22 protein-coding genes and 1 tRNA gene are annotated in these 22,995 nt (G+C 70.4%); 8 read left to right on the top strand and 15 right to left on the bottom strand.

Annotated elements, in window-relative coordinates:
- From OXR08_RS16835 to bla, 4 genes are all read left to right on the top strand, one after another.
- Positions 1 to 1,305: phage tail protein (locus tag OXR08_RS16835; RefSeq protein ID WP_267351633.1), on the top strand; the 1,305-nt coding region annotated here is incomplete at its 5' end.
- A gap of 25 nt (positions 1,306 to 1,330) precedes the next feature.
- Positions 1,331 to 1,783 carry a DUF2793 domain-containing protein gene (locus OXR08_RS16830; protein WP_267351632.1) on the top strand — a complete coding sequence of 151 codons (453 nt, stop codon included), beginning with the start codon at positions 1,331 to 1,333 and terminating at the stop codon, positions 1,781 to 1,783.
- A gap of 189 nt (positions 1,784 to 1,972) precedes the next feature.
- Complete coding sequence (locus OXR08_RS16825) at positions 1,973 to 3,091, top strand: OmpA family protein (RefSeq protein WP_112384063.1); 1,119 nt, start codon at positions 1,973 to 1,975, stop codon at positions 3,089 to 3,091.
- 353 nt (positions 3,092 to 3,444) lie between these two features.
- Positions 3,445 to 4,326 carry a class A beta-lactamase gene (gene bla / locus OXR08_RS16820; RefSeq protein ID WP_267351629.1) on the top strand — a complete coding sequence of 294 codons (882 nt, stop codon included), beginning with the start codon at positions 3,445 to 3,447 and terminating at the stop codon, positions 4,324 to 4,326.
- 4 nt (positions 4,327 to 4,330) lie between these two features.
- Here the strand turns inward: bla and OXR08_RS16815 are convergent, their stop codons facing one another.
- A complete protein-coding gene (locus tag OXR08_RS16815; RefSeq protein ID WP_267351627.1) occupies positions 4,331 to 5,053 on the bottom strand; it encodes a folate-binding protein in 723 nt (240 codons plus the stop codon).
- A gap of 44 nt (positions 5,054 to 5,097) precedes the next feature.
- Here OXR08_RS16815 and OXR08_RS16810 point away from each other — a divergent pair, with 44 nt between their 5' ends.
- Positions 5,098 to 6,420 (top strand): dihydroorotase, encoded by a 1,323-nt coding sequence (locus OXR08_RS16810; RefSeq protein WP_267351625.1) that lies wholly within the window; start codon positions 5,098 to 5,100, stop codon positions 6,418 to 6,420.
- A 39-nt stretch (positions 6,421 to 6,459) separates the two neighbouring features.
- Here OXR08_RS16810 and OXR08_RS16805 read toward each other — a convergent pair whose 3' ends face one another.
- Positions 6,460 to 7,170, bottom strand: a complete 711-nt coding sequence (locus tag OXR08_RS16805; RefSeq protein ID WP_267351634.1) for a DUF1134 domain-containing protein — start codon at positions 7,168 to 7,170, stop codon at positions 6,460 to 6,462.
- Between the two features lie 204 nt (positions 7,171 to 7,374).
- Here OXR08_RS16805 and OXR08_RS16800 point away from each other — a divergent pair.
- A tRNA-Ser gene (locus tag OXR08_RS16800) sits at positions 7,375 to 7,464 on the top strand.
- 13 nt (positions 7,465 to 7,477) lie between these two features.
- Here the strand turns inward: OXR08_RS16800 and OXR08_RS16795 are convergent.
- A complete protein-coding gene (locus tag OXR08_RS16795) occupies positions 7,478 to 9,601 on the bottom strand; it encodes a TonB-dependent siderophore receptor (RefSeq protein ID WP_267351623.1) in 2,124 nt (707 codons plus the stop codon).
- Between the two features lie 178 nt (positions 9,602 to 9,779).
- On the opposite strand from OXR08_RS16795, the gene OXR08_RS16790 reads away from it, so the two are divergent.
- Positions 9,780 to 11,561, top strand: a complete 1,782-nt coding sequence (locus tag OXR08_RS16790) for a M14 family metallopeptidase (RefSeq protein WP_267351621.1) — start codon at positions 9,780 to 9,782, stop codon at positions 11,559 to 11,561.
- On the opposite strand, the gene OXR08_RS16785 is transcribed toward OXR08_RS16790, so the two are convergent.
- From OXR08_RS16785 to cbiE, 7 genes are read right to left on the bottom strand one after another with little or no spacing between them, the layout of a single operon-like run.
- Positions 11,562 to 11,972, bottom strand: coding sequence for a DUF1636 domain-containing protein (locus tag OXR08_RS16785; RefSeq protein WP_149682802.1), 411 nt, complete (start codon positions 11,970 to 11,972; stop codon positions 11,562 to 11,564).
- A gap of 18 nt (positions 11,973 to 11,990) precedes the next feature.
- On the bottom strand, positions 11,991 to 12,623 hold the full coding sequence (gene bluB / locus OXR08_RS16780) for a 5,6-dimethylbenzimidazole synthase (RefSeq protein ID WP_267351617.1): 633 nt from the start codon (positions 12,621 to 12,623) through the stop codon (positions 11,991 to 11,993).
- The gene (cobF, locus tag OXR08_RS16775; RefSeq protein ID WP_267351615.1) at positions 12,620 to 13,387 is read right to left on the bottom strand and encodes a precorrin-6A synthase (deacetylating); all 768 of its coding nucleotides are present in this window, start codon (positions 13,385 to 13,387) and stop codon (positions 12,620 to 12,622) included. The genes bluB and cobF overlap by 4 nt, the downstream gene beginning before the upstream one ends.
- Positions 13,384 to 14,694, bottom strand: coding sequence for a cobyrinate a,c-diamide synthase (locus OXR08_RS16770; RefSeq protein WP_267351613.1), 1,311 nt, complete (start codon positions 14,692 to 14,694; stop codon positions 13,384 to 13,386). Before OXR08_RS16770 ends, cobF begins: the two co-directional genes overlap by 4 nt.
- Complete coding sequence (gene cobM / locus OXR08_RS16765) at positions 14,691 to 15,449, bottom strand: precorrin-4 C(11)-methyltransferase (protein ID WP_112384048.1); 759 nt, start codon at positions 15,447 to 15,449, stop codon at positions 14,691 to 14,693. The genes OXR08_RS16770 and cobM overlap by 4 nt, the downstream gene beginning before the upstream one ends.
- Entirely contained in the window at positions 15,446 to 15,811 is a 366-nt protein-coding gene (locus OXR08_RS16760; protein WP_267351610.1) for a cobalamin biosynthesis protein, read from the bottom strand. Before OXR08_RS16760 ends, cobM begins: the two co-directional genes overlap by 4 nt.
- A complete protein-coding gene (cbiE, locus tag OXR08_RS16755; RefSeq protein WP_267351608.1) occupies positions 15,808 to 17,010 on the bottom strand; it encodes a precorrin-6y C5,15-methyltransferase (decarboxylating) subunit CbiE in 1,203 nt (400 codons plus the stop codon). The genes OXR08_RS16760 and cbiE overlap by 4 nt, the downstream gene beginning before the upstream one ends.
- Between cbiE and OXR08_RS16750 the strand changes: the two genes are divergently transcribed.
- Positions 17,009 to 17,770: a cobalt-precorrin-6A reductase gene (locus OXR08_RS16750; RefSeq protein WP_267351606.1), complete on the top strand. Its 762-nt coding sequence runs from the start codon at positions 17,009 to 17,011 to the stop codon at positions 17,768 to 17,770. The two genes, cbiE and OXR08_RS16750, sit on opposite strands and share 2 nt — an antisense overlap.
- Here the strand turns inward: OXR08_RS16750 and cobJ are convergent.
- The 5 genes from cobJ to OXR08_RS16725 form a co-directional block, all read right to left on the bottom strand.
- Positions 17,746 to 18,507 carry a precorrin-3B C(17)-methyltransferase gene (gene cobJ / locus OXR08_RS16745; RefSeq protein ID WP_267351604.1) on the bottom strand — a complete coding sequence of 254 codons (762 nt, stop codon included), beginning with the start codon at positions 18,505 to 18,507 and terminating at the stop codon, positions 17,746 to 17,748. The genes OXR08_RS16750 and cobJ overlap by 25 nt on opposite strands.
- Complete coding sequence (cobI, locus tag OXR08_RS16740) at positions 18,504 to 19,226, bottom strand: precorrin-2 C(20)-methyltransferase (RefSeq protein WP_267351602.1); 723 nt, start codon at positions 19,224 to 19,226, stop codon at positions 18,504 to 18,506. Before cobI ends, cobJ begins: the two co-directional genes overlap by 4 nt.
- Positions 19,223 to 19,852 carry a precorrin-8X methylmutase gene (locus OXR08_RS16735; RefSeq protein ID WP_267351600.1) on the bottom strand — a complete coding sequence of 210 codons (630 nt, stop codon included), beginning with the start codon at positions 19,850 to 19,852 and terminating at the stop codon, positions 19,223 to 19,225. Before OXR08_RS16735 ends, cobI begins: the two co-directional genes overlap by 4 nt.
- On the bottom strand, positions 19,852 to 20,892 hold the full coding sequence (locus OXR08_RS16730) for a cobalamin biosynthesis protein CobG (protein WP_267351598.1): 1,041 nt from the start codon (positions 20,890 to 20,892) through the stop codon (positions 19,852 to 19,854). The genes OXR08_RS16735 and OXR08_RS16730 overlap by 1 nt, the downstream gene beginning before the upstream one ends.
- Positions 20,893 to 20,924: 32 nt before the next feature.
- Positions 20,925 to 22,995 (bottom strand): cobaltochelatase subunit CobN (locus OXR08_RS16725; RefSeq protein WP_267351596.1); only part of this gene is annotated, 2,071 nt, incomplete at its 5' end.

Raw genomic sequence — 22,995 nt, 5'->3', positions numbered from 1 at the left:
GGGAACCGGGCGGCGGGCGGGCGGCGGCTGGCGGCGGACGACAGCGTACCGGTGCGCGCGGTGGTGGCGCATCACGATCCGGCGCGCGACTATCAACTGGGCGTGCAGCATGCGCGGCGGCCGGGCAGCGGCGTGCGCGAGGTGCGGCTGGACCTGCCCGCGGCGATCCCGGCGGGGGAGGCCAAGACGCTGGCAAACGCACTGCTGGCGCGGGCGGAGGGCGCGCGGATGCGACGCACGGTGACGCTGGACGCGGACCATATGGGCATCGGCCCGGGCGACACGGTGCGGATCGCGGGCGAGGACGGCGTGTGGCGCGTCACCGAGGCGGCGGTGGAGGCGATGGTGGTGCGGCTGGAACTGGTGCCGCTGGTCCCTGCCGGCGTGGCGCTGTCCGCCGCATCGGGCCGGCATGCCGGCGCCGCGGACCGGGTTGCGGGGGCGACGCGGCTGGCGGTGTTCGAGACGCCGGCGCTGGACGATGCGGTGCTGGCCGCGCCGCGGCTGACGGTGGCGGCGGCGGGGGGCGCGGGATGGCGCTCCGCCAGCCTGCACTACAGCCTGGACCAAGGGGCAAGCTGGGTGGCGGCGGGGATGACCGCGGCGCCTGCGGTGATGGGAACGATCGTGGCGCTTTCGCCGGGGGGATCGGCGGCGCTGGTCGACGACCGGGCGGCCCTTGTCGTCCATGTCGAGGGGCGGTTGCACGATGCCGATGATGCGGCGCTGGACGGGGGCGCGAACCTGGCGCTGCTGGGGGACGAACTGATCCAGTTCGCGCGGGGCGTCGCGGCCGGTGGCGGCCGCTGGCGGCTGGAGGGGCTGCGTCGTGGCCTGCGGGGTACGGAGGCGGCGATCGGCCGGCAGCGGCCCGGCGACCGCTTCATCCTGCTGGAGGCGGGCGCGGCGCGGACGATCGACCTGCCGGTCGCGGCGCTCGGTCGCCGGGTGGACGTGATGGCGCACGGGGTGGGTGACGGCATCGAAGGGGTGACCGCCAGCGTGCTGATCACAGGCGCCTCCGTCCGGCCGCCAATGCCGGTCGGTGCGCGTCAGCACAGGCTGGCGGACGGACGGGTGGCGATCGCCTGGACACGCCGTAGCCGGGCGGGTTGGCGCTGGCTGGACGGTGTCGACGTGCCGCTGGGCGAAGAGCGCGAAGCCTATCGGGTGAGCGTGAACGGAACGGAGGTGGACACGGCGGAACCGCGGCTGGACGTCGACGCACCGCCGGGCACGGTGGTCACGATACGCCAGCGCGGCACGCTGGCGGAATCGCCGCCGCTGGTGCTGACGATCACGTGAACGGGGAAAAGGGGAGGAACGGGGCATGACGGAGATGAGTGCGCGGATGCGGTTGCCGTTGCTGGCGGCGGGGCAGGCGCAAAAGGAGGTCACGCACAACGAGGCGCTGGCGCTGATCGACCTGGCGGTACAGCCGGCGGTGGTGGAGGTCGGGCGCAATGCGCCGCCGGCCGCACCCGTACCGGGGGAGGCATGGGTGATCGGGCGGACGCCGGAAGGTGCCTGGGCCGGGCATGCCGACGCGCTGGCGGGGTGGACCGGGGGCGGGTGGCGCTTCGTGGTTCCCTGGGCCGGGTTCGCAGTATGGAACCGGGCGGATCGCAGCCCGGCACGGTTCGATGGCGAGGCCTGGCGGAGGGCGGGGCCGGTGCCGGTGATCGGTGCCCCGGCGGGCGGCGACGTGATCGATGCCGAGGCGCGCGTGGCGATCGGTTCCATGCTGGCGCTGATGCGGGCGCATGGCTGGATCAGCGGCTGACCCGCGGCCGCTTACGTAGAGGTAATCCGGCGGAGTGATCGTTTCGTCGCCAGTCCAGAACGGTCCGGCTGCCGACGAAAGTTGTGCCTTTCGAGCAACACCTTGCGGTTTTTGTCAGCTTGCACGGAAACCAACCCTCCGATAGTGAGTTTGCGCTGTCCGTAGTGACAACCAAGAAAGGGGACTATGATGCGGAAGATTGCCATTGTTCTGGCACTCGCCTCCACCGCTCTGGCTTCGCCCGCCCTCGCCCGCGACAAGTCGTGGTACGTAGGCGTCGAAGGCGGTGCGATGATCGTCGAAGATATCGATTATGATATCACCGGCTCGCGCACCGGCGTGGCTAGCGTCGACCATGATTACGGCTACGACGTCGATGCCGTGATGGGTTATGATTTCGGCGGTTTCCGCCTCGAAACCGAGGTCGGCTATCGCAAGGCAACCGTGGACGGCTTCTCGTCGACCACGCTGACCAACACCGGCATCGGTGCGGGCACCGTTGCAGCGGGCAACTATGACGTTGCCGGCGGTTCCAGCTCGGCGCTCAGCTTCATGCTGAACGGCCTGCTCGACTTCGGTGAAGACGACTCGATCCAGGGCTTTGTCGGCGGCGGCGTCGGCGTTGCACGCGTCAAGGCGAACTACGCGCTGAACCAGCGTGCAGACTTCCTGGACGACTCGGACACGGTCTTCGCATGGCAGGCTCTTGCGGGTATCCGCGCGCCGCTGAGCGAGAACCTGGACGCGACGCTGAAGTATCGCTTCTTCAACGCCGAGAACGTCCGTCTGGTCGACATCGCGAACAACACGCATGACGGTCGTTTCCGGTCGCACTCGATCCTGGGTGGCCTGACCTACAACTTCGGTGAGCCGACGCCTCCGCCGCCGCCGCCGCCGCCGCCGCCGCCGCCGCCTCCTCCTCCGCCTCCGCCGCCGCCGCCGGCTCCGGAAGTGGTGTGCTCGCCGGGTCCGTTCATCGTGTTCTTCGAGTGGGACAAGTCGGACATCACCCCGGAGGCCGCGTCGATCCTCGACAACGCCGTCACGCAGTACCAGTCGTGCGGCAACGCACAGGTCATGCTGGCCGGTTACACCGACACCTCGGGCGCCGCGCAGTACAATGTGGGCCTCTCGCAGCGTCGTGCAGACGCGGTGAAGGCGTACATGACCTCGCGTTCGATCCCGGACGGCGTGATCTCGACGGAAGCGTTCGGCGAAACCCGCCTGCGCGTCCAGACCGCCGACGGCGTGCGCGAAGTGCAGAACCGTCGCGTGGAAGTCACCTACGGGCCCGGCTCGGGCCAGTAAGCCCAGCCAGCCTTTGGCTGACACGCGAGAGGGAGGTCGACGCAAGTCGGCCTCCCTTTTGTTTTGCGGGCCTCAGGGAGCGGCATGTCGATGGCCCGGAAAGGGCGTCCTGAGCGCGCTTCGGCTGCCCGGCCCGCTTGGGACAAGATGACATCCCCCTCGGCCCGTTCCTGTCGAAGCGAGATGGGGTTCGGGCGTATCCGGAGCGCGTATCGATAGCGCTGCATTCGGCAACATCTCCGATACACCGTCTCGGTGCGCGGCGTTGCCGCTTCCCGACGTTGATCCGCGGCGGACGGGGTTTGAATCGACCCTATGTCACCGGACTTCGGCCATCGCGGATGGAGCCTTTCATGTTCGATCCATCCCCTGACCTTTGCCGACGCGCGCTGCTGGCGGGCATGATCGCGGCACCGGTGGTTGGCGCGCGCCAGGCCATGGCAGCACCGCGCAATCTTGCGGACCTTGCCGCTGATCTGGAGCGGCGGATCGGCGGCCGTCTGGGCGTGGCCCATTTCGTGCCACGGACGGGGATGTTGCGCGGCCATCGGCTGGAGCAGCGCTTCCCCATGTGCAGCACGTTCAAGCTGCTCGCCGTCGCGGCGATCCTGACACGGGTCGACGGACGCCGCGATCATCTGGATGCGCGCGTGGCGGTGCGCGAGGCGGACCGGGTCGCGCATGCGCCGGTCACCGGGCCGCATATCGGGGGCACGATGACCCTGGCCGATCTTTGTGCGGCGGCGATGCGGGAGAGCGACAACGTCGCTGCGAACCTGTTGCTGCGGCGACTGGGCGGGCCCGCGGGGATCACCGCCTATGCGCAGAGCCTGGGCGATCGGGCGACACGGCTCGACCGGTGGGAACCCGATCTGAACAGTGCGCTGCCCGGCGATTCGCGTGATACGACCACCCCCGCAGCGATGGCACGGCTGGCGGGTCGGATCCTGGAGGGGGACAGTCTGCGTCCCCCATCCCGTGCGTTGCTGCGACGATGGATGACGCAGACGCGCACCGGCCTGCCCCGCATCCGCGCGGGTCTTCCCGACAGCTGGAGCGTCGGCGACAAGACGGGCAGCGGCGCCAACGGCACGGCCAACGACGTCGCATGGTTCCACGCGCCCGGCCGCGACCCGGCGATACTCGCCATCTTCCTGACGGATACGCAGGCAAGTGCCGCGGCGCGCGATGCGGTGTTCGCCACCATCGCGCGGCACGTCGCCGCGCGGCGCTGATGCCTTATGCCAGCGCGGGAGCCAGCCAGGCCGGTATCAGCGCGTCACCCAATGCCTCCACCCGGCGATGTTCCACCATCAGGCCGAGTTCGGGATAGGTGGCGCGTGTGCGGTCGCCCGCCTCGCCGAGCGGCGCGACGATCAGGCGGCGGTTGACCTTGGACCGGTGATGCATCCGCGCGGTATTCTCCTGCCCGACATAACAGCCCTTGGTGAAGCTGACGCCGTTCAACTCGCGGGCATTGCATTCCAGCCACAGGGTTTCGCCCGCGCCGAGTTCGCCCACCCCTTCGGTGACGCCGAGGCGAAGGCGATGCGCGTCCCAGCCTTGCGCCGCCACGCCCGCGGGGGCGAGCCAGCGATGGCCGAGCGCGGCGAGGCGTGGATCGGGCACACCGCGGTCGCCCTGCACGCTCCAGTGCACCGCCAGATCGGTGCGTTCGATGGTGATCGCGCGGCGCAGGCGATATAGTGCGAGGCGGCGCGACAACGCCTCCGCCTGATCCGCCTCCGCATCGATCAGCACCGCATCCTCGTCCGCCCAGAGCAGGAAATCGAACAGGACCTTGCCCTGGGGGCTGAGCAGCGCGGTCCATTGCGGCGTCTGCGGGGTGAGCAGCGCGACGTCCTGCGTCACCAGCCCCTGCAGGAAGCCGCGAACATCGTCGCCGGACAGGCGCAGCACGGCGCGGGTTTCAAGGGTCGTTCCCGGGGTGGTCTCGTTCATGCCCTCAAGGTAGGAGGGCGCACGCAACCGTGAAAGGCCCGGCCATGACGACGTTCGACCTCACCCTCACCGGCGGCACCGTGCACACCCCCGGTGGCCCCATCCGCGCCGATGTCGGGGTGCGGGACGGGCGGATCGTCCATATCGGGTCGGTGGGCGATGCGGGGCGCCGCGTCGATTGCACCGGGCTCGACATCCTGCCCGGCGTGATCGACACGCAGGTGCATTTCCGCGAGCCCGGCCTGGTCCACAAGGAGGATCTGGCGAGCGGCAGCCGCGCGGCGGTGATGGGCGGCGTGACCGCGGTGTTCGAAATGCCCAACACCAAGCCGAACACCGATTCAGCCGAGGCGATCGCCGACAAGCTGTCCCGCGCCAAGGGCATGTATTGCGACCATGCCTTTTATGTCGGCGCGACGCACCACAATCCGCAGGCGCTGGCCGAGCTGGAACGGATGCCGGGCACTGCGGGGGTGAAGATCTTCATGGGCGCCTCCACCGGCGACCTGCTGGTCAGCGACGATGAAACGCTCAGCGAGGTGCTGCGTCACGGGGCGCGCCGCGTCGCGATCCATGCCGAGGACGAGGACCGGATGAACTCGCGCCTGTCCGAACGGATCGATGGCGATCCCGCCTCGCACCCCGTATGGCGCGACGACGAGAGCGCCTTGCTGGCCACGCGTCGCATCCTGCGGCTGGCGCGCGAGGCGGGGCGGCGCATCCATATCCTGCACGTCACCACGCCCGCCGAACTGGAATATATCGCCGGGCACAAGGACATCGCGACCTGCGAGGTGACGCCGCAACACCTGACGCTGGCGGGCGAAGAGGCGTATCCGCGCCTCGGCACCTGGGCGCAGATGAACCCGCCGATCCGCTCGGGCGCGCACCGCGACGGCCTGTGGCACTGGCTGAACCAGGGCGTGCCCGACGTCATCGGTTCCGACCATGCGCCGCACACGGTGGAGGAAAAGGCCAAGCCCTATCCGCAGTCGCCCAGCGGCATGCCCGGGGTGCAGACGCTGCTGCCGCTGCTGCTCGACCATGCCGCTCACGGCCGGCTGACCCTGCAACGCGTGATCGAGCTGACCAGCGCGGGTGCGCAGCGCGTGTTCGGCATCGTCGGCAAGGGGCGGATCGCGGCGGGCTATGACGCCGACTTCACGATCGTCGACCTGAAGAAGCGGTGGACCGTCGAAGAGCCGTGGCTGCAATCGCGCTGTGGCTGGTCGCCCTTCACGGGCGTGGAGCTGACCGGCAAGCCGATCGGCACGATCGTCCGCGGCCAGATGGCGATGTGGGAAGATACGCTGGCCGACGCGCCGACCGGCGCGCCGATCAAGTTCGAATCGGTGGCGTTCGGCTGATCGTGCGGGGCGGGGGAGCGGATGGCTCCCCCGGCCGGATCAGAAGGGCAGCCAGCGCGAATTGTGGGTGAAGTTCATATAGCCGACATTCACGCCCGCGCGCCAGCCGACGCCCAGGCGCACCGGGATCAGCACGACGTTGCCGCGGCGCAAATAGGTGGCGGCGAACCCGCCGACGAAATACAGCCGGCCCTCCGCGGCCGGGAAGCGGTGGAACAGCTCCTCGGTGTCGTAGAGGTTGTAGACGAGGACGAAGACCTTGTTGGCATCGCCACCGATATCGAAGCCGAGCGACGGACCGGTCCAGTAGACCGGCATCTGGCCCTCCACCTTGTGCGTCATGATGCCCGATCCGTAGCGGACGCCGACGACGAACGCGCCGGAGGCTTCGCGGCCGGCGATATAGGCGTTGGGGCGGCCCTGTTCCTTCAGGATGCGCTCCAACATCCCGCCCAGGCCTTCCGCGCCCTTGCCGAACACGCCCTCGCCCGCTGCCAGCAGGTCGTCCCGCTCGAAGGTTTCGGAGGCTTGGGTGGTGGCGGTGGCGCGGGCCTCCGATCCGCTCTGGCCGGTGGTGGCGGGCGGCGGCGGTGATGGCGTATCCTGCGGCGGTACCGGGGCGGGCTGCGCAGGGCGCGAGGGCGTGGTGGCGCGCGGCGGCGGCGACGGCTGCGTCTGCAGGTCGCTGTCGATCGCCTGATTGGGATCGATGGTGCGCACCTGCGCCGTGCCGGGCCCGCCGGCGGCCATCAGCGCGGTGGCCGCTGCGATCCAGATGCTCCGCTTCACTTCACACTTCCCCCGCTAGACGGCATGGGCACAAGCTTAACCAGCCCGGGCCTTGCGACGCAATGAACGACGTTTGCGCTGATACCGCAATTTCTCGTCGCAATGGGTGCAAGTCCTGGTTGATCGCCTCCCCCGGCCCCGCTATAGCCGCGGCTCGCCGCATCCGGAGACGTGGGTGAGTGGCTGAAACCAACGCTTTGCTAAAGCGTCGTACGGGAAACCGTACCGAGGGTTCGAATCCCTCCGTCTCCGCCAGCGGCCCCGCCCTTCAATAGCGTACCGACAGCGATGCCAGCACCGAGCGCGGGGTGCCGGGGTAGATCCATTGTGCGCTGTAGCTGCTTTGCGCATAGGTCTGGTTCAGGATGTTATCGACCTCGATACGCGCGGTGATCCGGTCGGTCAGCGCGTATCCGATGCTTGCCTTTGCTTTCACATAGCCGTCCAGGCGCAGGTCGCTGCCGTCCAGCGCCGCGGCGCGGGGGCCGACATAGCTGGCGCCGGCCGCGAGATCGACATGCTGCGCCCCCACGGGCACCGTTGCGAACAGTTGCAGCGTACCGGCATGGCGAGGCACGTTCAGCACGTCGGAGCTGGGGATGTTCGGGTCGCGCGCCTTTGCATCGGTAAAGGCGTAGTTGCCGATCAGCCGTACCCCGCGCGCCAGGTCGACCTCGCCGTCGAACTCCACGCCCTGCGAGCGGATGCGCCCGGTGGTGAGGAAGTTCGGTTCCGCCAGATCGGTGACCAGCACGTTCTGCTTGGAAACGTGGAACCAGCTTGCCGCGGCACGGAAGGCCGGCAGCACGACCTTGGCGCCGACCTCCCACCCGCGACCGGTTTCGGGGGCGAAGGGAAGGCCGTTGCGATCGACGCTGGAATTGGCGCGGAACCCCTCGCCCCAATTGGCGTGGAAGGCGAAGCGGGGATCGGGGCGGAAGCGCACGCCGCCGCGAAATTCGAGCGGGTTGCGCGTCAGCCGGCTGATGCGGCCGGCAATCTTGTTGTCGATCGTCTGGTTCAGATTTTCATAGCGCATGCCGCCCACGACGCTGAAGCTGTCGGTGACCTCCCACATGTCCTGCGCATAGGCGGCGACCGACTTGCGTCGCTCCGCCGTGACGGTGAAGGGGACAAGCGGGCCCGCCGTGCCGCCATAGACGGGATTGAAGACATCGATTGGGTAGGGATTGGCGGCGCTGGGGCGGAAGCGTTCCTGATAGGTGTCGAAATCCAGGTCGTAGAGCGTCACGCCGAAGCTCGGCCGATGCAGGCCGAGCAGATCGACGGTGCCACGCATCTCCGCCCGCCCCGACCAGTCGGTCAGGTTCCAGTCGCGATAGCGACGCTGGCGCCGTACGACGCCGTTCACCGGTAGCGACGATGTCTCGGTGGAGAAGCCGCGGATCGTGGCGTCGCGGTAAGCCGCACCGCCCACTATCGTCCAGCTTCCGCCCAGATCCTGTTCCAGCGTCACCTCATGCCGCCAGTTGGTGGAGGATACGCGGCCGTCCGCCGGCTCGCCCAGGAAGCGCCGGCGCGACACGGCCTCCGCATCGTTGCCGATCGCCGGGATGCCGCGGTCGAAGGGTGAGCGGAACTCGATATATTCGCCCTGATAGGTGAGGGTCGTGCCGTCGAGGGGGCGCCAGCTCGCCGAGGGCGCGAACAGGCGGCGGCGCAGGTCGACATAATCGCGAAAGCCGTCGCTGTTCTCGATCGCGCCGACCAGCCGGATCGAGAAGCGGGGGTCGAGGAGCGATTCGACATCGGCCTCCACCCGCCACGTGCCGAAGGAGCCGCCGCTGACCGTGGCCCCGGCACCGGTGCGGAACTGCGGCTTCTTGGTCACGACATTGACGATGCCGGCAGGATCGACCGCGCCGAACACCGCGCCGACCGGACCTTTCAGCACCTCGATACGCTCGACATTGGCGGGATCGCGCGGCGGGCCGAAGCCACGATTGGCCAGAAAGCCGTCGACGAAATATTCCGCGCCGGTATCCGGCGTGCCCAGAAAGCCGCGGATCGCATAATTATCGCGCAGGCCACCCAGATTGTTCTGCTGCGAAATACCGCTGACCAGTTCCAGCGCGTCGGCCAAGCGGCGCACGCCATAATCGTCCAGAATGCTGCGATCGAGCGCGATGCTGGCCTGCGACATACGCTCGGTGACGATGTCGGAGCCATTGACCCGGTCGACCCGGCGGCGGCCGAGCACGACGATATCGTCGACATTGTCATGATCGTGCGCATGCGCATGGTCGTCGTCGGCGGCCTCCGCCTGTTGCGCCGCTGCCGGCAGCGCAGGCGCGGCAAACAGGATCGCGGCCATCGCCAGCCAGCGCGCGCGCCCGCCCATCGGCACCCGCGTCGTCGTCGTCATCGTCATGCTTGTCCCCGTACGCCGTCATTGCAGCTTGCGTTATGATACACCGTCTCATAGTGGGACTGTGTTGCGGTGCAAGGTGAAAACGGCGGGCATGCCGGGATCGACCGGTTCCGCTCGGGCTTTGACCTCTTATGGAGTGTACGTGTCGCCATTATACCCGCTGCTGCTGTCGTTGGCCATGATCCAGCCGACCCCCGACCCGACACCGAATGTGAATTCGCCTGCGCAGGATCCGGCGCGGCCCCGCGTCACCCTGCCGCCGGTCATGCCCTGGTCGGGGCGGAGCGAGGCGCTGATCGCCAAGCCGGGCGATCCCTGGATCACCCCGGCCGAGGCGAACGGCTTCACGGCCACGCCTTCCTATGCCGAAACGCATGCATGGATCGACCGGCTGGTCGCTGCATCGCCGCTGCTGTCGCGCGAGGTGTTCGGCCGGACATCGGAGGGGCGCGCGCTCTATGCGGTGCGGGCGCATCGTGGTGCCGCGGGCAAGCCCGTCGTGCTGATCCAGGCGGGCATCCATTCCGGCGAGATCGACGGCAAGGATGCCGGATTGATGCTGTTGCGCGACATTGCCCTGCGCGACAAGGCGGATCTGCTGGCGCAGGTCGATATCGTGTTCGTGCCGATCTACAATGCCGACGGGCATGAACGGGCGAGCCCGTATAACCGACCCAACCAGCGCGGGCCGAACAATCCGGGCGAACGATCGACGCCGCAGGGGATCAACCTGAACCGCGATTACGCCAAGGCCGACGCACCCGAGACGCAAGGGATGCTGGCGCTGCTGCGGCAGCTGGACCCGGTACTGTATCTCGACATGCACGTGTCGGACGGGTTCGATCACGGGTACGACGTGACCTATACCTTTGCCGCCTGGGGCACCTATACCCAGTCGCCCGCGATCACGGCGTGGCTGAACGGGTCGTTTCAGGCCGGCGTCGATCCCTTTGTGCGCCGGATGGGGCACCACCCGCATTTTTATCCCAGCGCGATCGACGAGCGCGATCTGTCCAAGGGATTGCGCTTCGCCTCGGAAGGGCCGCGCTATTCGACCGGCTATGGCGACTATGCCCGCATCCCCACGGTGCTGGTCGAAATGCACTGCCTGAAACCCTATCGGCAACGCGTGCTGGGCGCCTATGCGATGATGGAAGGGGCGATCCGCCAGACCGCCCGCGACCTGCCCGCGCTACGGGCCGCGATCGCCGCGGACCGTGCTGCACGGCCCGATACGCTGACCGTGAAATGGGAACGTCGCTCGACCCCGATCGCGCAGGTGCCCTTCACCGCCATGGCGGCGGAACGCTATCGCTCGCCTGCCTCGGGGGAAGAGGAACTCCGCTATCTCGCGCGCACGGAGGAAACCCGCGTGCCGGTGATCGGACAGGATGCAGTGGCACAGGTGACGCCGCCGCGCGCATGGTGGGTGCCGGCGAGCGCCACCGCAGTGATATCCCGGCTGGACCTGCACGGCATCCGGTACGAACGGATCACCGCGCCGCGCGAAATGACGCTGGACCGCGTGCGCCTGAGCGAACCCAGGCTGGGGCCGGTCACCGATGGCCGGGTGATGCTGTCCGCCGGCGGCTTCCATCATGCGCCGGAGGCCGCGCTGTGGCGCGCCGGATCGGTACGTGTGCCCTATGATCAGCCGCGCGGGCTGCTCGCGGCCGCGTTGCTGGAGCCGGAGGCGGTCGACTCGCTGCTCGCCTGGGGCTTCTTCCCGGAAATGCTGCAGGCGGATGGCGGGATGGAGCGCTACGCCAGCGCACCGATGGCGGAAGCGATGCTGGCACGCGATCCGGCGCTTAAGGCGGCGTTCGAGGATCGGCTGCGCCACGACCCGGCCTTTGCCGCCGATGGCGCGGCGCGGCTGGCCTGGTTCGTGGCGCGCTCGCCCTATGCCGATGATCGCCACCTGCTGTATCCGATCGGGCGCGAGGTCGAGGGGCGATAGCTATTCGACCAGCATCCCCTCCGGCGGGGTGCGGACGATGAAATGTCCCTTCACCCCTTCCGGCCACTGCTTGAAGGGGACGCGGCCGTGCTCGCTGTCGGCATAGGCGGTCGCGTAATCGAGCAGCGCGCGTGCCGCGTCCGCGTCGGGCGCGAAGCGGCCAAGGACATAGCCGACCTTGGCCGCCGCGCGCAGATGCACGGTGCAATGTTCGGTGCAGGCGAACAGGCAGGGCATCGTCTCCACCGTTACCGCGGCATAACGCGGGTCGAGCGCCTGCACCACGCGCAGCGCCTCCGCCAGCCGCGCGCCGCCGCGCTGGCCGTGTTCGTCCTCGCGCGCGTCGGCGGAAAAGCGGCAGGTATCGCAGACGACGAGCGAGGGACCGGGAGCGGCGGGCTTCAACTGCATGGAGGGTCCTTTGGAAGATCAGCGTTCGAACAGGCGGTCGGCAAGCGGTTCGCGCGCCTGCCAGCCGCGGCGTTCCAGTTCGGGAATGTCGGACGGGTCCTGCGGATAGCCCAGGCACAGCACGCCGATCAGCGTCCAGCCGGCCGGCACGTCCAGCATCGCGGCGACGGGCAGCGGATCGAGGATCGATACCCAGCCGAGCCCCAGCCCGCGCGCTCGCGCGGCCAGCCATAGCGTGTGGATCGCCATCACGCTCGAATAGCGCAGCATCTCGGGCATGGTCGCGATGCCGAGGCCGTGGCCGGCGGCGGGGCTCTCGTCGTTGAACACGGCAAGGATCTCGGGCGCTTCCCGCAAACCGTGGAGCTTCAACGCGCGGTAATGCGCCGGGTCGGCCTGTTGGCGCGCAGCGTCGGCATTGCACGTGTCGGCATGGGCCGCCAGCCGGGCACGCAAGGCGGGGCTGCGGATGCGGACGAGGCGCCAGGGCTGTGCGTTGCCGACCGATGGTGCAAGCGCGACGGTGGCGAGCAGCGCCTGCCACAGCGGCGCCGGTATCGGGTCGGTGCGGAAATGGCGGACATCGCGGCGCCAGGCGAGCAGTTGCTCGAACTGTGCGCAAAAGGCGGCATCGAACTGCGGCGGCGTCACCGGGCATCCTCTCCCCGGCGCAGCAGATAGGTGTCCATGATCCAGCCATGCTCGGCCCGCAGCGCGGCGCGGATGGCGACGATGCGCGCCGCGACATCCGCCAGCGGCCCGGCATCGATCGCCTGATGCGGCATGCCGAGATAGGCGCCCCACCAGATATGCACGCCCAGCGGCGGCAGGTCGGCAAAGGCGCAGTGGCCGTCCAGCATGACCGCCAGCGTATCGACACCGCAAGGCCAGCCACCATCGCGCAGGCGGCGACCGGTGGTGACCAGCACGGGTGCGGCCAGCGCGTTCAGCGGCACGCCATGTGCGGCCGTCAGCGCCTGCAGGCTGGTGATGCCGGGGATGACGGACAGGCGGATGCGGGCGTCCAGCCGCCGTGCGATGCGGATCGTGCTGTCGTAAAGCGAAGGGTCGCCCCAGACGAGCAGGGCGAGGCGGCCGCCGTCGGGCAGATGGGTGGCGATCTCGCGCGCCCAAATCGCGGCGATCGCGTCGTGCCAGCGATCGACTGCGTCCAGATAGTCGGGCTGCACTTCCCGCGACGGCAGGTCGAACTCCACGACACGCGTGGTGCCGGTCAGCACATCGGCGCAGATCGCACGGCGCAGGTCGATCAGGTCGGACTTGGCGGCGCCCTTGCGGGGCAGCAGGATCAGGTCGGCGGCGCGCATCGCGCGCTCGGCGGCGCGGGTCAGGTGGTCGGGATTGCCGGTGCCGATGCCGATCAGCGCCAGCTCTATCGCCGTCGGCGCGCTCATCGCGCGGCGACCATGTGGAAGAAGGTGCCGGTCACGGTGCCGCGATGCGACCCGGTTTCGATCACCGCCGCGCCGGTCGCGTCGTGGACCTGCGCCAAGGGCGCATCGGGCTGGGTGACGACGGTCGAATAATGAAATTCATGCCCGGCGAGACGGCGGCCTGCGGGCAATCCGGCCATGGGGACGTTCAACACCGCTTCGCGGTAGCCGAGATGCATGCGGCGCTTCTCGTAGCTGGTGACGAGGCCGAGCAGCCCTGCCATGCGGTGCCGGGTGCCGCCGGCATCGATCAACGCCTCGCCCAGCGCCATGTAGCCGCCGCATTCGCCGTGGATCGGCCGGGTACGGGCATGTTCGGCCAGTGTGCTGCGGAAGTGATCCGCGGCGGCAAGGCGGCCGGCATGCAGTTCGGGATAGCCGCCCGGCAGCCAGACGAGATCGGCCGATGCATCGGGTGCTTCGTCCGCGAGCGGGGAGAAGGGCAGGATCTGCGCGCCTGCCGTTCTCCACGCGTCCAGCAGATGCGGGTAGGTGAACGAAAAGGCGGCGTCCTGTGCCAGCGCGATGCGCTGCGCCGGCGGTGCCCAGGCAGCGATGGAGGGTGCGGCGGGACGCGGCGTGGCACGCGCGGCGCCGCGGATCGCGGACAGGTCGACATGCGCGGTCAGGAACGCGGCATATTCGGCGATCAGTGCATCCAGTGCGGGATGCTCGGCGGCCTGGACCAGCCCCAGATGCCGCTCGGGCAGGACGAGGTCGCCGCGCCTGGGCAGCGCGCCCAGCACGCGGATGCCCTGTGCCGCCATGCCGGCGCGGATCAGGCGCTCGTGGCGGGGACTGGCGACGCGGTTCAGGATGACGCCGGCGAACGGCAGGTCGGGATCGAAGTGTGCAAACCCCAGCGCGGTCGCTGCGGCCGATTGCGTCTGGCCCGATACGTCGAGGACGAGGATCACCGGATAGCCCATCCGGTGCGCGATCTCCGCGCTGGCGCCGGTGCCGCTCGCGCCGGGCGTGGCTACCCCGTCGAAAAGGCCCATTGACCCTTCCACGATGGCAAGGTCCGCATCCCCGGCCTTGCCACCCAATGCGTCGAGCAAGGCGCCCGGCATCGTCCAGCCATCCAGGTTGAACGAGGCGCGGCCGCACGCGGCGTGGTGAAAAGCGGGATCGATGTAATCGGGACCACTTTTGAACGGCTGCACGCTCAGGCCCGCATCGCTGAATGCCCGCAGCAGGCCCAGCATGACGGTCGTCTTGCCGGTGCCGGATGCGGGGGCTGCGATCAAAAGACCGGGCGTGGTCATGCGCTCACCGGCCGAAAACGACGATCGTAACCATCTGCATATAAACGGCTTTCCTGGAATGATGGATCGCCCAACACCGGTCCGACCAGAATCAGCGCCGTCCGCTCCGGCCCCTCCGCCGCCATCTCCTCGATCGTGTCCAGCGTCCCCCGCACGATCCGCTCCTCCGGCCAACTCGCCCGCCAAACAACCGCCACCGGACACTCCCCCCCAAACCCCGCCTTCAGGTCCGCAACGACGGACGCAAGATTCTGAATCGAAAGGTGAATTGCCAATGTCGCCCCTGTGGCGGCGAAGTTGGTGAGGGTTTCGGTGGGGGGCATGGTGGTGGCGCGGCCGGGGGTGCGGGTGAGGACGAGGGACTGGGCGAGGCCCGGGAGCGTCAGTTCGGCCTCCAGAGCGGCGGCGGCAGCGGCGAAGGCGGGGACGCCGGGGGTGATGGTGAAGGGGATGCCGAGGGCGCGCAGGCGGCGGAGCTGTTCGCCCATCGCGGACCAGATCGACAGGTCGCCGGAATGGAGACGCGCGACGTCGTGGCCGGCGGCATGGGCTGCGGCAATCTCGTCGATGATCGTATCAAGCGTCATCGGCGCGGTGTTCACGATGCGCGCACCGGGCGGACAATGATCGAGCAGTGCGGACGGCACCAGCGATCCGGCATACAGGCAGACGGGCGAGCCCGCGATTCGGTCGCGCCCGCGCAAGGTGAGCAGATCCGGCGCACCGGGGCCGGCGCCGATGAAATGAACGGTCATGATGAGATTCCTCGGGCAATGGCGCAGGTGACGGTACGGTCGGGTGAGATGCGGCGCGTCGCGAGAAGGCGTGCCGCCGGACCGGCGGCGGCAAGGGCGCACGCCTCGGCCACGCTGCCGATGCCGCGATGCCCGAGGCTTGCGGCCGAACGGGTGGGCGTTGCGATGCCGACAAGGGCGTGCGGGGGCAGAGCGACGAGTGGCAGGTTGAGCAGCGCGGCAAGTTCGTCAAGCATCGCGGCGCGATCCTGTGGCGCGGCGATTACCGTGACGGGCGGGAGGCCATGGGCGGTGAGCCGCAGGGCGGCGTGGAACGCGGCCGTCGTTGCCGACGCGCGGGCGCCGAAGCCGGCTACGATCACCGGGTGATGCTCCATTGGACGATGGGGTGGCTGGCGCGCCAGCCGCGGCGGCGGCCGATCGGGGCGGCGAGGGAGAGGTCGAGGCGCAGGAGCGTGCCGCCGTGCGCGGCGTGGCGGTGGGCAAGGAGGGATTCGGATTCGAGGGTGACGGCGTTGGTGACGAGGCGGGTGCCGCGGGAGAGGCGTTGCCAGAGGTGGTCGAGTAGTTCACTCGACAGGCCGCCGCCGATGAAAACCGCCTGTGGATCAGGGAGATCGGCCAATGCGTCCGGCGCGCGGCCCTCGATGATGCGCAGCCGGTCCGCGCCGAGCGCCACCGCGTTGGCACGCGCGCGGGCGGCGCGGGTTTCGTCCGCTTCGATGCCGATCGCGGCGGTGGATGGATGGGCGAGCAGCCATTCGATCGCGATCGAGCCCGAACCGGTGCCGATGTCCCACAACATCTCGCCGGGGCGCGGTGCGAGCGCGGACAGGGTGAGCGCACGAATTGCACGTTTCGTGATCTGTCCGTCATGCAGGAACCAGTCATCGGGGCGGCCGGACGCGAGTGGAAGCACGGCACCATCGCCGGCCACCGCGACCGCGACGGCGACGGGGTGGGCGATGTCGGCGGGCACGGCATCCGTCGCCCGCAGCGTGCGAATGCGCTCCCGCGGACCGCCAAGCGCCTCCATAACGGTCAGTTGGCTGGCGCCGAAACCGGCCCTGCGCAGATAATCACCAATGTCTGCAACCGCTTCGCCGTCGCGGAGGAGGACCAGCAGGCGCCGGGCGGGGGCGAGGTGAGGGCGGAGCCGTTCGAGCGGGGCGGCGTGGAGGCCGAGACAGGTGGTGTCCTCCAGCGGCCAGCCGAGCCGGGCGGCGGCGAGCGCGAAGGTGGAGGGGGCGGGATGCGCGACCCATTCGCCGGGGGCGAGGTCGCGGGTGACGACCGTGCCGGCGCCGAACCAGAAGGGATCGCCCGAGGCGAGCATCACCACGCGCCGGCCGCGATGGGCGAGAAGCAGGGGGATGCCGTCGGCAAAGGGGACGGGCCAGGCGAGTGTTTCGGCGGTGGTTTCGCCGAGAAGCGCGAGGTGGCGGGGGGCGCCGGCGACGAGATCGGCGGCGGCGATCGCGGCGCGGCTTGCCGCGGACAGGCCGGCCGGTCCATCCTCGCCGATCCCGATGATCGTCAGCCAGGGTTTAGCGTCCGTCATGCAGCAGCCTTCCCGTCATATCCTGGTGCTGGGGGGCACGACCGAGGCGAGTGCGCTGGCCGAGGCGCTGGCCGCGCGGGGGGACGAGGCGGTGCTGAGCTATGCCGGGCGCGTCGCACGGCCGCGCGTGCAGCCGATCGCCACGCGGGTCGGCGGCTTTGGCGGCGTGGACGGGCTGGTGCGATACCTGCGCGACGAGGGGGTGACGCATCTGGTGGATGCGACGCACCCCTTTGCCGGGCAGATGAGCGCCAACGCCGTGGCGGCCGCCGAACGGGCGGGCGTGCCGCTGGTCGCGCTGACCCGGCCCGGCTGGCGCGCGAAAGCCGGCGACCGGTGGCAGCGTGTGCCCGACATCGCCGCCGCGGTCGCCGCGCTGGCAGGACCGCCGCGCCGGATCATGCTGGCGCTGGGGCGGATGCATGTCGGCGCCTTCGCGGTACGGCCGCAGCATTTCTACCTGCTCCGCTTCGTGGAGGCAGGCGGCGAGGCGCCGCCGCTGCCGCACCATCATCTGGTGATCGACCGGGGCCCGTTCGATGCCGAGGGCGATCGGCGGCTGATGGTGGCGCATGGCATCGACCTGGTGCTGGCCAAGGATGCGGGGGGCACAGGCGCGAGCGCCAAGCTGGACGCGGCGCGGGCGCTGGGCCTGCCGGTGATGCTGATCGACCGGCCGGCGGTGCCCGCCCGGCGCGAGATGCATGACGTGGCGGCGGTGCTGCGCTGGATCGATCATGACGCGGATCGCGGCGTGTAGAGGATGGGCGTGCCCGGCCTGGGGATGACGCGCGTCGTGCCGGACCCGACAATGACGATGGTGCGCATGTCGGCCATGTCGCCGCGGGCCTGGGGAAGCGGGACGACCGAAAGCTGCTCCTGCGGCGTGGAGACGGCGCGGGCGAACAGCACGGGGCGGTCATCGGCGCAGGTGTCGCGCAGGACCGCCAGCACGCGGTCGAGCGTATCGGGCCGGGCGCGCGAGCGGGGATTGTAAAAGGCCATGGCAAAATCGGCCTCGGCCGCAAGGGCCACGCGGCGTTCGATCAGCGCGTGCGGCTTCAGATTGTCGGACAGGTTGATCGCACAGAAATCGTGGCCGAGCGGCGCGCCGGCACGCGCGGCGGCGGCCAGCATCGCGGTGATGCCCGGCAGCACGCGGATATCGAGCGCGGCGTGGACGGGGTTCGCCTCCACCACCTCGAACACCGCCGCCGCCATGGCGAAGACGCCGGGATCGCCCGACGAGACGACGACCACGCGGCGGCCCGATGCGGCCAGCGCCAGGGCATGGGCGGCGCGGTCCAGCTCGACCCGGTTGTCCGACGGGTGGAGCGTCAGGCCGTCACGCGGCGCGATGCGCGCGACATAGGGGATATAGCCGATCACGTCGGTCGCCTGCGCAAGCGCGGTGGTAACCTCGGGCGTGACCAGCGCTTCGTCGCCGGGGCCGAGGCCGGCGATGGCGAGCCAGCCCGGATTGTCCTTGGCGATCATGGGCGGCGCCCCTGACCGTGGATCAGCGCGATCGAGAAATAGGGTGCGGTGGCGGGCGCGTCGCACAGGCGGGTGACGCGTTCGCCCGCCATCGCGGCATGTTCGACCAGCCATGCCTGATCCGCGCGACCGGCGGCGGCCAGCGCGCGGCGCAGCTTGGCGAGGTGGCGACCGATCTTCATCACGACCAGCGCGTCGGTATCGCGGATGCGGCGGGTGAGCTCCTCCTCCGGCAGGGTCGCCATCGCGATCGTCAGCACATCGTCGCCCCAGGTGATCGGCGCGCCGCTGGCGGTCCAGGCGCCGGACATGCCGGTGATGCCGGGCACGACCTCCACCCCCACGCGACCGGACAGCCGGGTGTAGAGATGCATGAACGAGCCGTAGAAGAAGGGATCGCCCTCGCACAGCACCACGACATCCTCGCCGGTGGCGGCGACGTTTGCCAGCGTTTCCGTCCACCGCGCGTAGAAGGCGGCGAGACAGGCATTGTATCGCGGATCGGCGACCGCGATCTCGGTGGTGACGGGATATTCCATCGCGTGTTCGACCGCATCGTCACGCAACATGCCCTGCACGATGGTGCGGGCATGGCCGGTGCGACCGGCCTTGCGGAAAAAGGCGATGTGGCGGCTGCTGCGGATCAGGCGGTCGGCGCGGACGCTCATCAGGTCGGGCGCGCCGGGGCCGAGGCCGACCCCCCGGATGGTGCCGCTCATTCCGCGCGGCTCGCCAATGCGTTGATCGCCGCGACGGTGATCGCGCTGCCGCCCAGCCGGCCGGCGACCGCGACGGACGGCACCGGCGGCGCGGCGAGCAGCGCCTCCTTCGATTCCACCGCGCCGACGAAGCCGACCGGGCAGCCGATGATGGCGGCGGGGCGCGGGCAGGCGGGGTCCTCCAGCATGTTGAGCAGGTGGAAGAGCGCGGTGGGGGCGTTGCCGATCGCGACCAGCGCCCCGGCGAGATGCGGGCGCCACAATTCCAGCGCGGCGGCAGAGCGGGTGGTGCCCATCGTCCGCGCCAGATCGGGGACGGCAGGATCGCGCAGCGTGCAGAGAACGGCGTTGTCGGCGGGCAGGCGGGCGCGGGTCACCCCCTCGCTGACCATGTGCGCGTCGCACAGGATCGGCGCGCCCGCCGCCAGCGCGGCGCGCGCGGCGGCGGCGAAGCCGGGGGTGAAGCGAATATGGGCCGCCAGTTCGACCATGCCGGCGGCGTGGATCATGCGGACGGCGACCGGTTCTTCCTCTGCCGGGAAGCGCGCCAGATCGGCCTCGCGCCGGATGGTGGCGAAGGACTGGCGATAGATGGCGGCGCCATCGGTTTCGTAAGAGTGGGGCATCACTGGGGTCCGAAAAGGGCGAGCACCTGATCCGGCGACAGGCCGGATCGGGGTGGGTGGGCAAGGTCGAAGCGACCGTCGCGGCCGGTGAGAACGATGTCGGCCGGGTGAGCGCGGGCGCAGTGCTTGGCGCAGCCGGAGACGTGGAGCGTGCCGGGGACGAGAGGGGCAAGGCGGGTGGCGAGGCGCCGGGTTTCCACGCTGGCCTGCGGACAGGCAGGCGCGCCGGGGCAGGCATCGACATCCATCAGCGGCGAAGAGGCGGTGAGGAAGCCGGGGGCGTCCGTGCCACCCTCTACCAGCATCCGGCGCCAGGGGGTGAGGCGCAGTGCCTCCGCACCACTGGCGTGGAGAAAGGCAATGAGCGTGGCGGCGTCGGTGCGGCCGAAGGGGATGCCGCGCACCGCGGGCGCGGGTTGCGGAATGGCGCGGGTCGGGGCGGGAGCGTGCGGGCCGGTGGCCCAGCCGGGCAGGGGCACGGCGTGGCGGGCCATGCGGCGGGCCTGCACACCGCCGGTGGCAAGGAACCAGCGGGCGAGCACGATCAGTGCGTCGGGAGCTTCGTTCGCGGTGATCGTGCAGCCGGTGGCGCGGCCCTCTGCGCGCAGGATCAGGGCGCCGTCACTCGTGCGTTCGATGCGGAAGTCGGCGGGCGTCCGGGTCAGGATCGGGGCGGGGCCGGCGTCGATCGCGAAGCCCATCTTGGGCGGCAGGTCGGGCAGGTCGGCCAGCCGGCTCAGCAGCGCGGTGGCGATGGCGTGGGTGTCGTCGCCCGCCTGCCAGTCGGGGGCGGTGAGGATGGTGCGGCGCGCCTCCATCGCGGGGTCGGCGTCGACCAGATGGTGGTGCTGGAGATCGGACAGGAGGGCGGGCCAGCCAGCCTCGGTCACGCCGCGCAGTTGCAGGTTGGCGCGGTTGGTGAGGTCGATCGTGCCGTTGCCGTGCGTCTGTGCGGCCTGTGCCAGCGCGCGCGCTTGCGTGGCCGTCAGGCGCGACAGGCGCGGGCGGATGCGGACGAGCAGGCCGTCGCCGGCCATCATCGGTCGCCATGCATCGGGGCACCAGCCGCGGATCATAGGACGGCGGCGATCGAGTTGCGGCGGGTGCGCCACAGACCGGCGGCGTGGAGGGCGGCGAAACGCGCCTCCATCGCGGCGAGGGCCTGCGGGTTGGCGGCGGCGAGAAAGGCGCGGACCTGCGGGTCGGCGAGCGTCGCTTCGTAATAACGGTCGAACAGTTCGGGGGCGACGGCGTCCGCCAGGTGCGAAAAGGCGCCGAGATGGTCGAGCGTAGCGGCGATCTCGGCAGCACCGCGAAAGCCGTGGCGCATCATGCCCGCGATCCAGCCGGGATGCGCGGCGCGGGCATGGACGACGCGGGCGATCTCTTGCGGCAGCGTGCGGGCGCGGATGCGCTCGGGGTCGCGGGCGTCGAGATGGTAGAGTGCGGCCGACCCGCCGGTCAGCGCCCGGGCGGCCGCGAAGCCGGCTTCGTGCGCGGCATAGTCGGCGGCGAGCAGCAGGTCGGTTTCGGGCAGGTCCTGGACGTGGACGAACCCCTGCGCGGCACCGACCCGCGCGGCGATGCCGGCGGGGTCGTGGGCATCGCCGGCGTCGAGGGCATGGGCGGAGGCGGCGAGCCAGGCGCGGCCGGCGGCTTGCCGGGCCTGCGGCGTGTAGGTCTCGCCAAGGTCGCCCAGGCCGACGCCGTAGCGTCCGGGGGCGGGGCCGTAGACGCGGGGGGTTGCGTCGCCGGCGACGAAGGGGTTGCGGTCGACGGGTTCGTCGCGAAGGGCGAGCGCGCGGACGGCTTGGCCGAAGAGCTGGATCAGGGTGGGAAAGGCGTCGCGGAACAGGCCGGAGACGCGCAGCGTGACGTCGACACGGGGCCGGTCGAGCCGGGCGAGGGGCAGGATCTCGAACCCGGTGACGCGGGTGGAGCGGTGGTCCCATACCGGCTCGACGCCGAGCAGGTGGAGCGCCATGGCGAACTCCTCGCCCGCGGTGCGCATCGTGGCGGAGCCCCAGAGATCGACCACCAGGGTGCGCAGCCAGTCGCCCTCGTCCTGGAGATGGCGGCGGACGAGTTCGTCGGCGAGGCGGATGCCCTGCTGGTGCGCGGCGCGCGAGGGGGTGGCGCGCGGGTCGATGGTGTAAAGGTTGCGGCCGGTGGGCAGCACGTCGCTGCGCCCGCGATGGGGCGAGCCGGCGGGGCCGGGGGGGACATGGGCGCCGGCCAGCCCGGCCAGGAGGCCGGCGCGCTCGGCCTGCCCTTGCGGACCGCGGCCATAGACGTGCAGGCCGTCGCCATATTGGCTGTCCTTCACGTCGCAGACGAATGCGTCGATGCTCGCGATGTCGGTGCCCATGTCGAGGCCGGCGGCGGCGGCTTCGTCGGTGATGTCGGTGCGCAGCCGGTCCCGGCGGGCGGGGTCGAGGCCGTCGGCGCTGGCGAATTCGTCGAGCAGCGCCTCCAGCCGGGCGAGGCCGGCGCCGGGGCCGGCGCGGACCAGCGGCGGGGGCGCGTGGCCGAGGGTGACGGCGCCGATGCGGCGCTTGGCCTGCGCGGCCTCGCCCGGATCATTGACGATGAAGGGGTAGAGGACGGGCAGGTCGCGGACCAGCGCGTCGGGCCAGCACGCGCCCGACAGCGCGACCGCCTTGCCGGGAAGCCATTCCAGGGTGCCGTGGGCGCCGACATGGATGACGGCGTCGGTGCCGCGGGCGTGGAGCCAGAGGTAGAAGGCGACATAGGCGTGGGAGGGGCAGCGCGACAGGTCGTGATAGTCGTCGGCGCGGGTGTCGGGACGGCCGCGCTCGGGCTGCAGCGCGATCAGGGTGTTGCCGTGGGCGATGGCGGGGAAGTGGAAGGCGTCGCCGGCCGGTTCGCCCCAGCTTGCCAGGAGGTCGGCGCGCAGCGCGGGGGGGAGCGCGGCGAGCGCGGCGCGGTAGTCGGCAAGCGGCCAGCGAATCGTGCGCGTGGCGAGGGCCTGCGCCAGATCGGGGACGGGGGGCACGCCGATGTCTTCGAGGATGGCGTGGGTGGAGGCGATGGCGTCGAGGCCGACGGCGTGCGCCATCTGGTGCGCCTTGCCGGGATAGGTGGAGAGGATGATCGCGGTGCGGCGCCGTGTGGCGGGGGTT

It is taken from the genome of Sphingomonas sp. GM_Shp_2 (assembly GCF_026540875.1).
Classification (GTDB): domain Bacteria; phylum Pseudomonadota; class Alphaproteobacteria; order Sphingomonadales; family Sphingomonadaceae; genus Sphingomonas; species Sphingomonas carotinifaciens.
The sequence above is the reverse complement of the archived record's forward strand: the minus strand, read 5'-3'. Positions and strand labels throughout refer to the sequence as shown.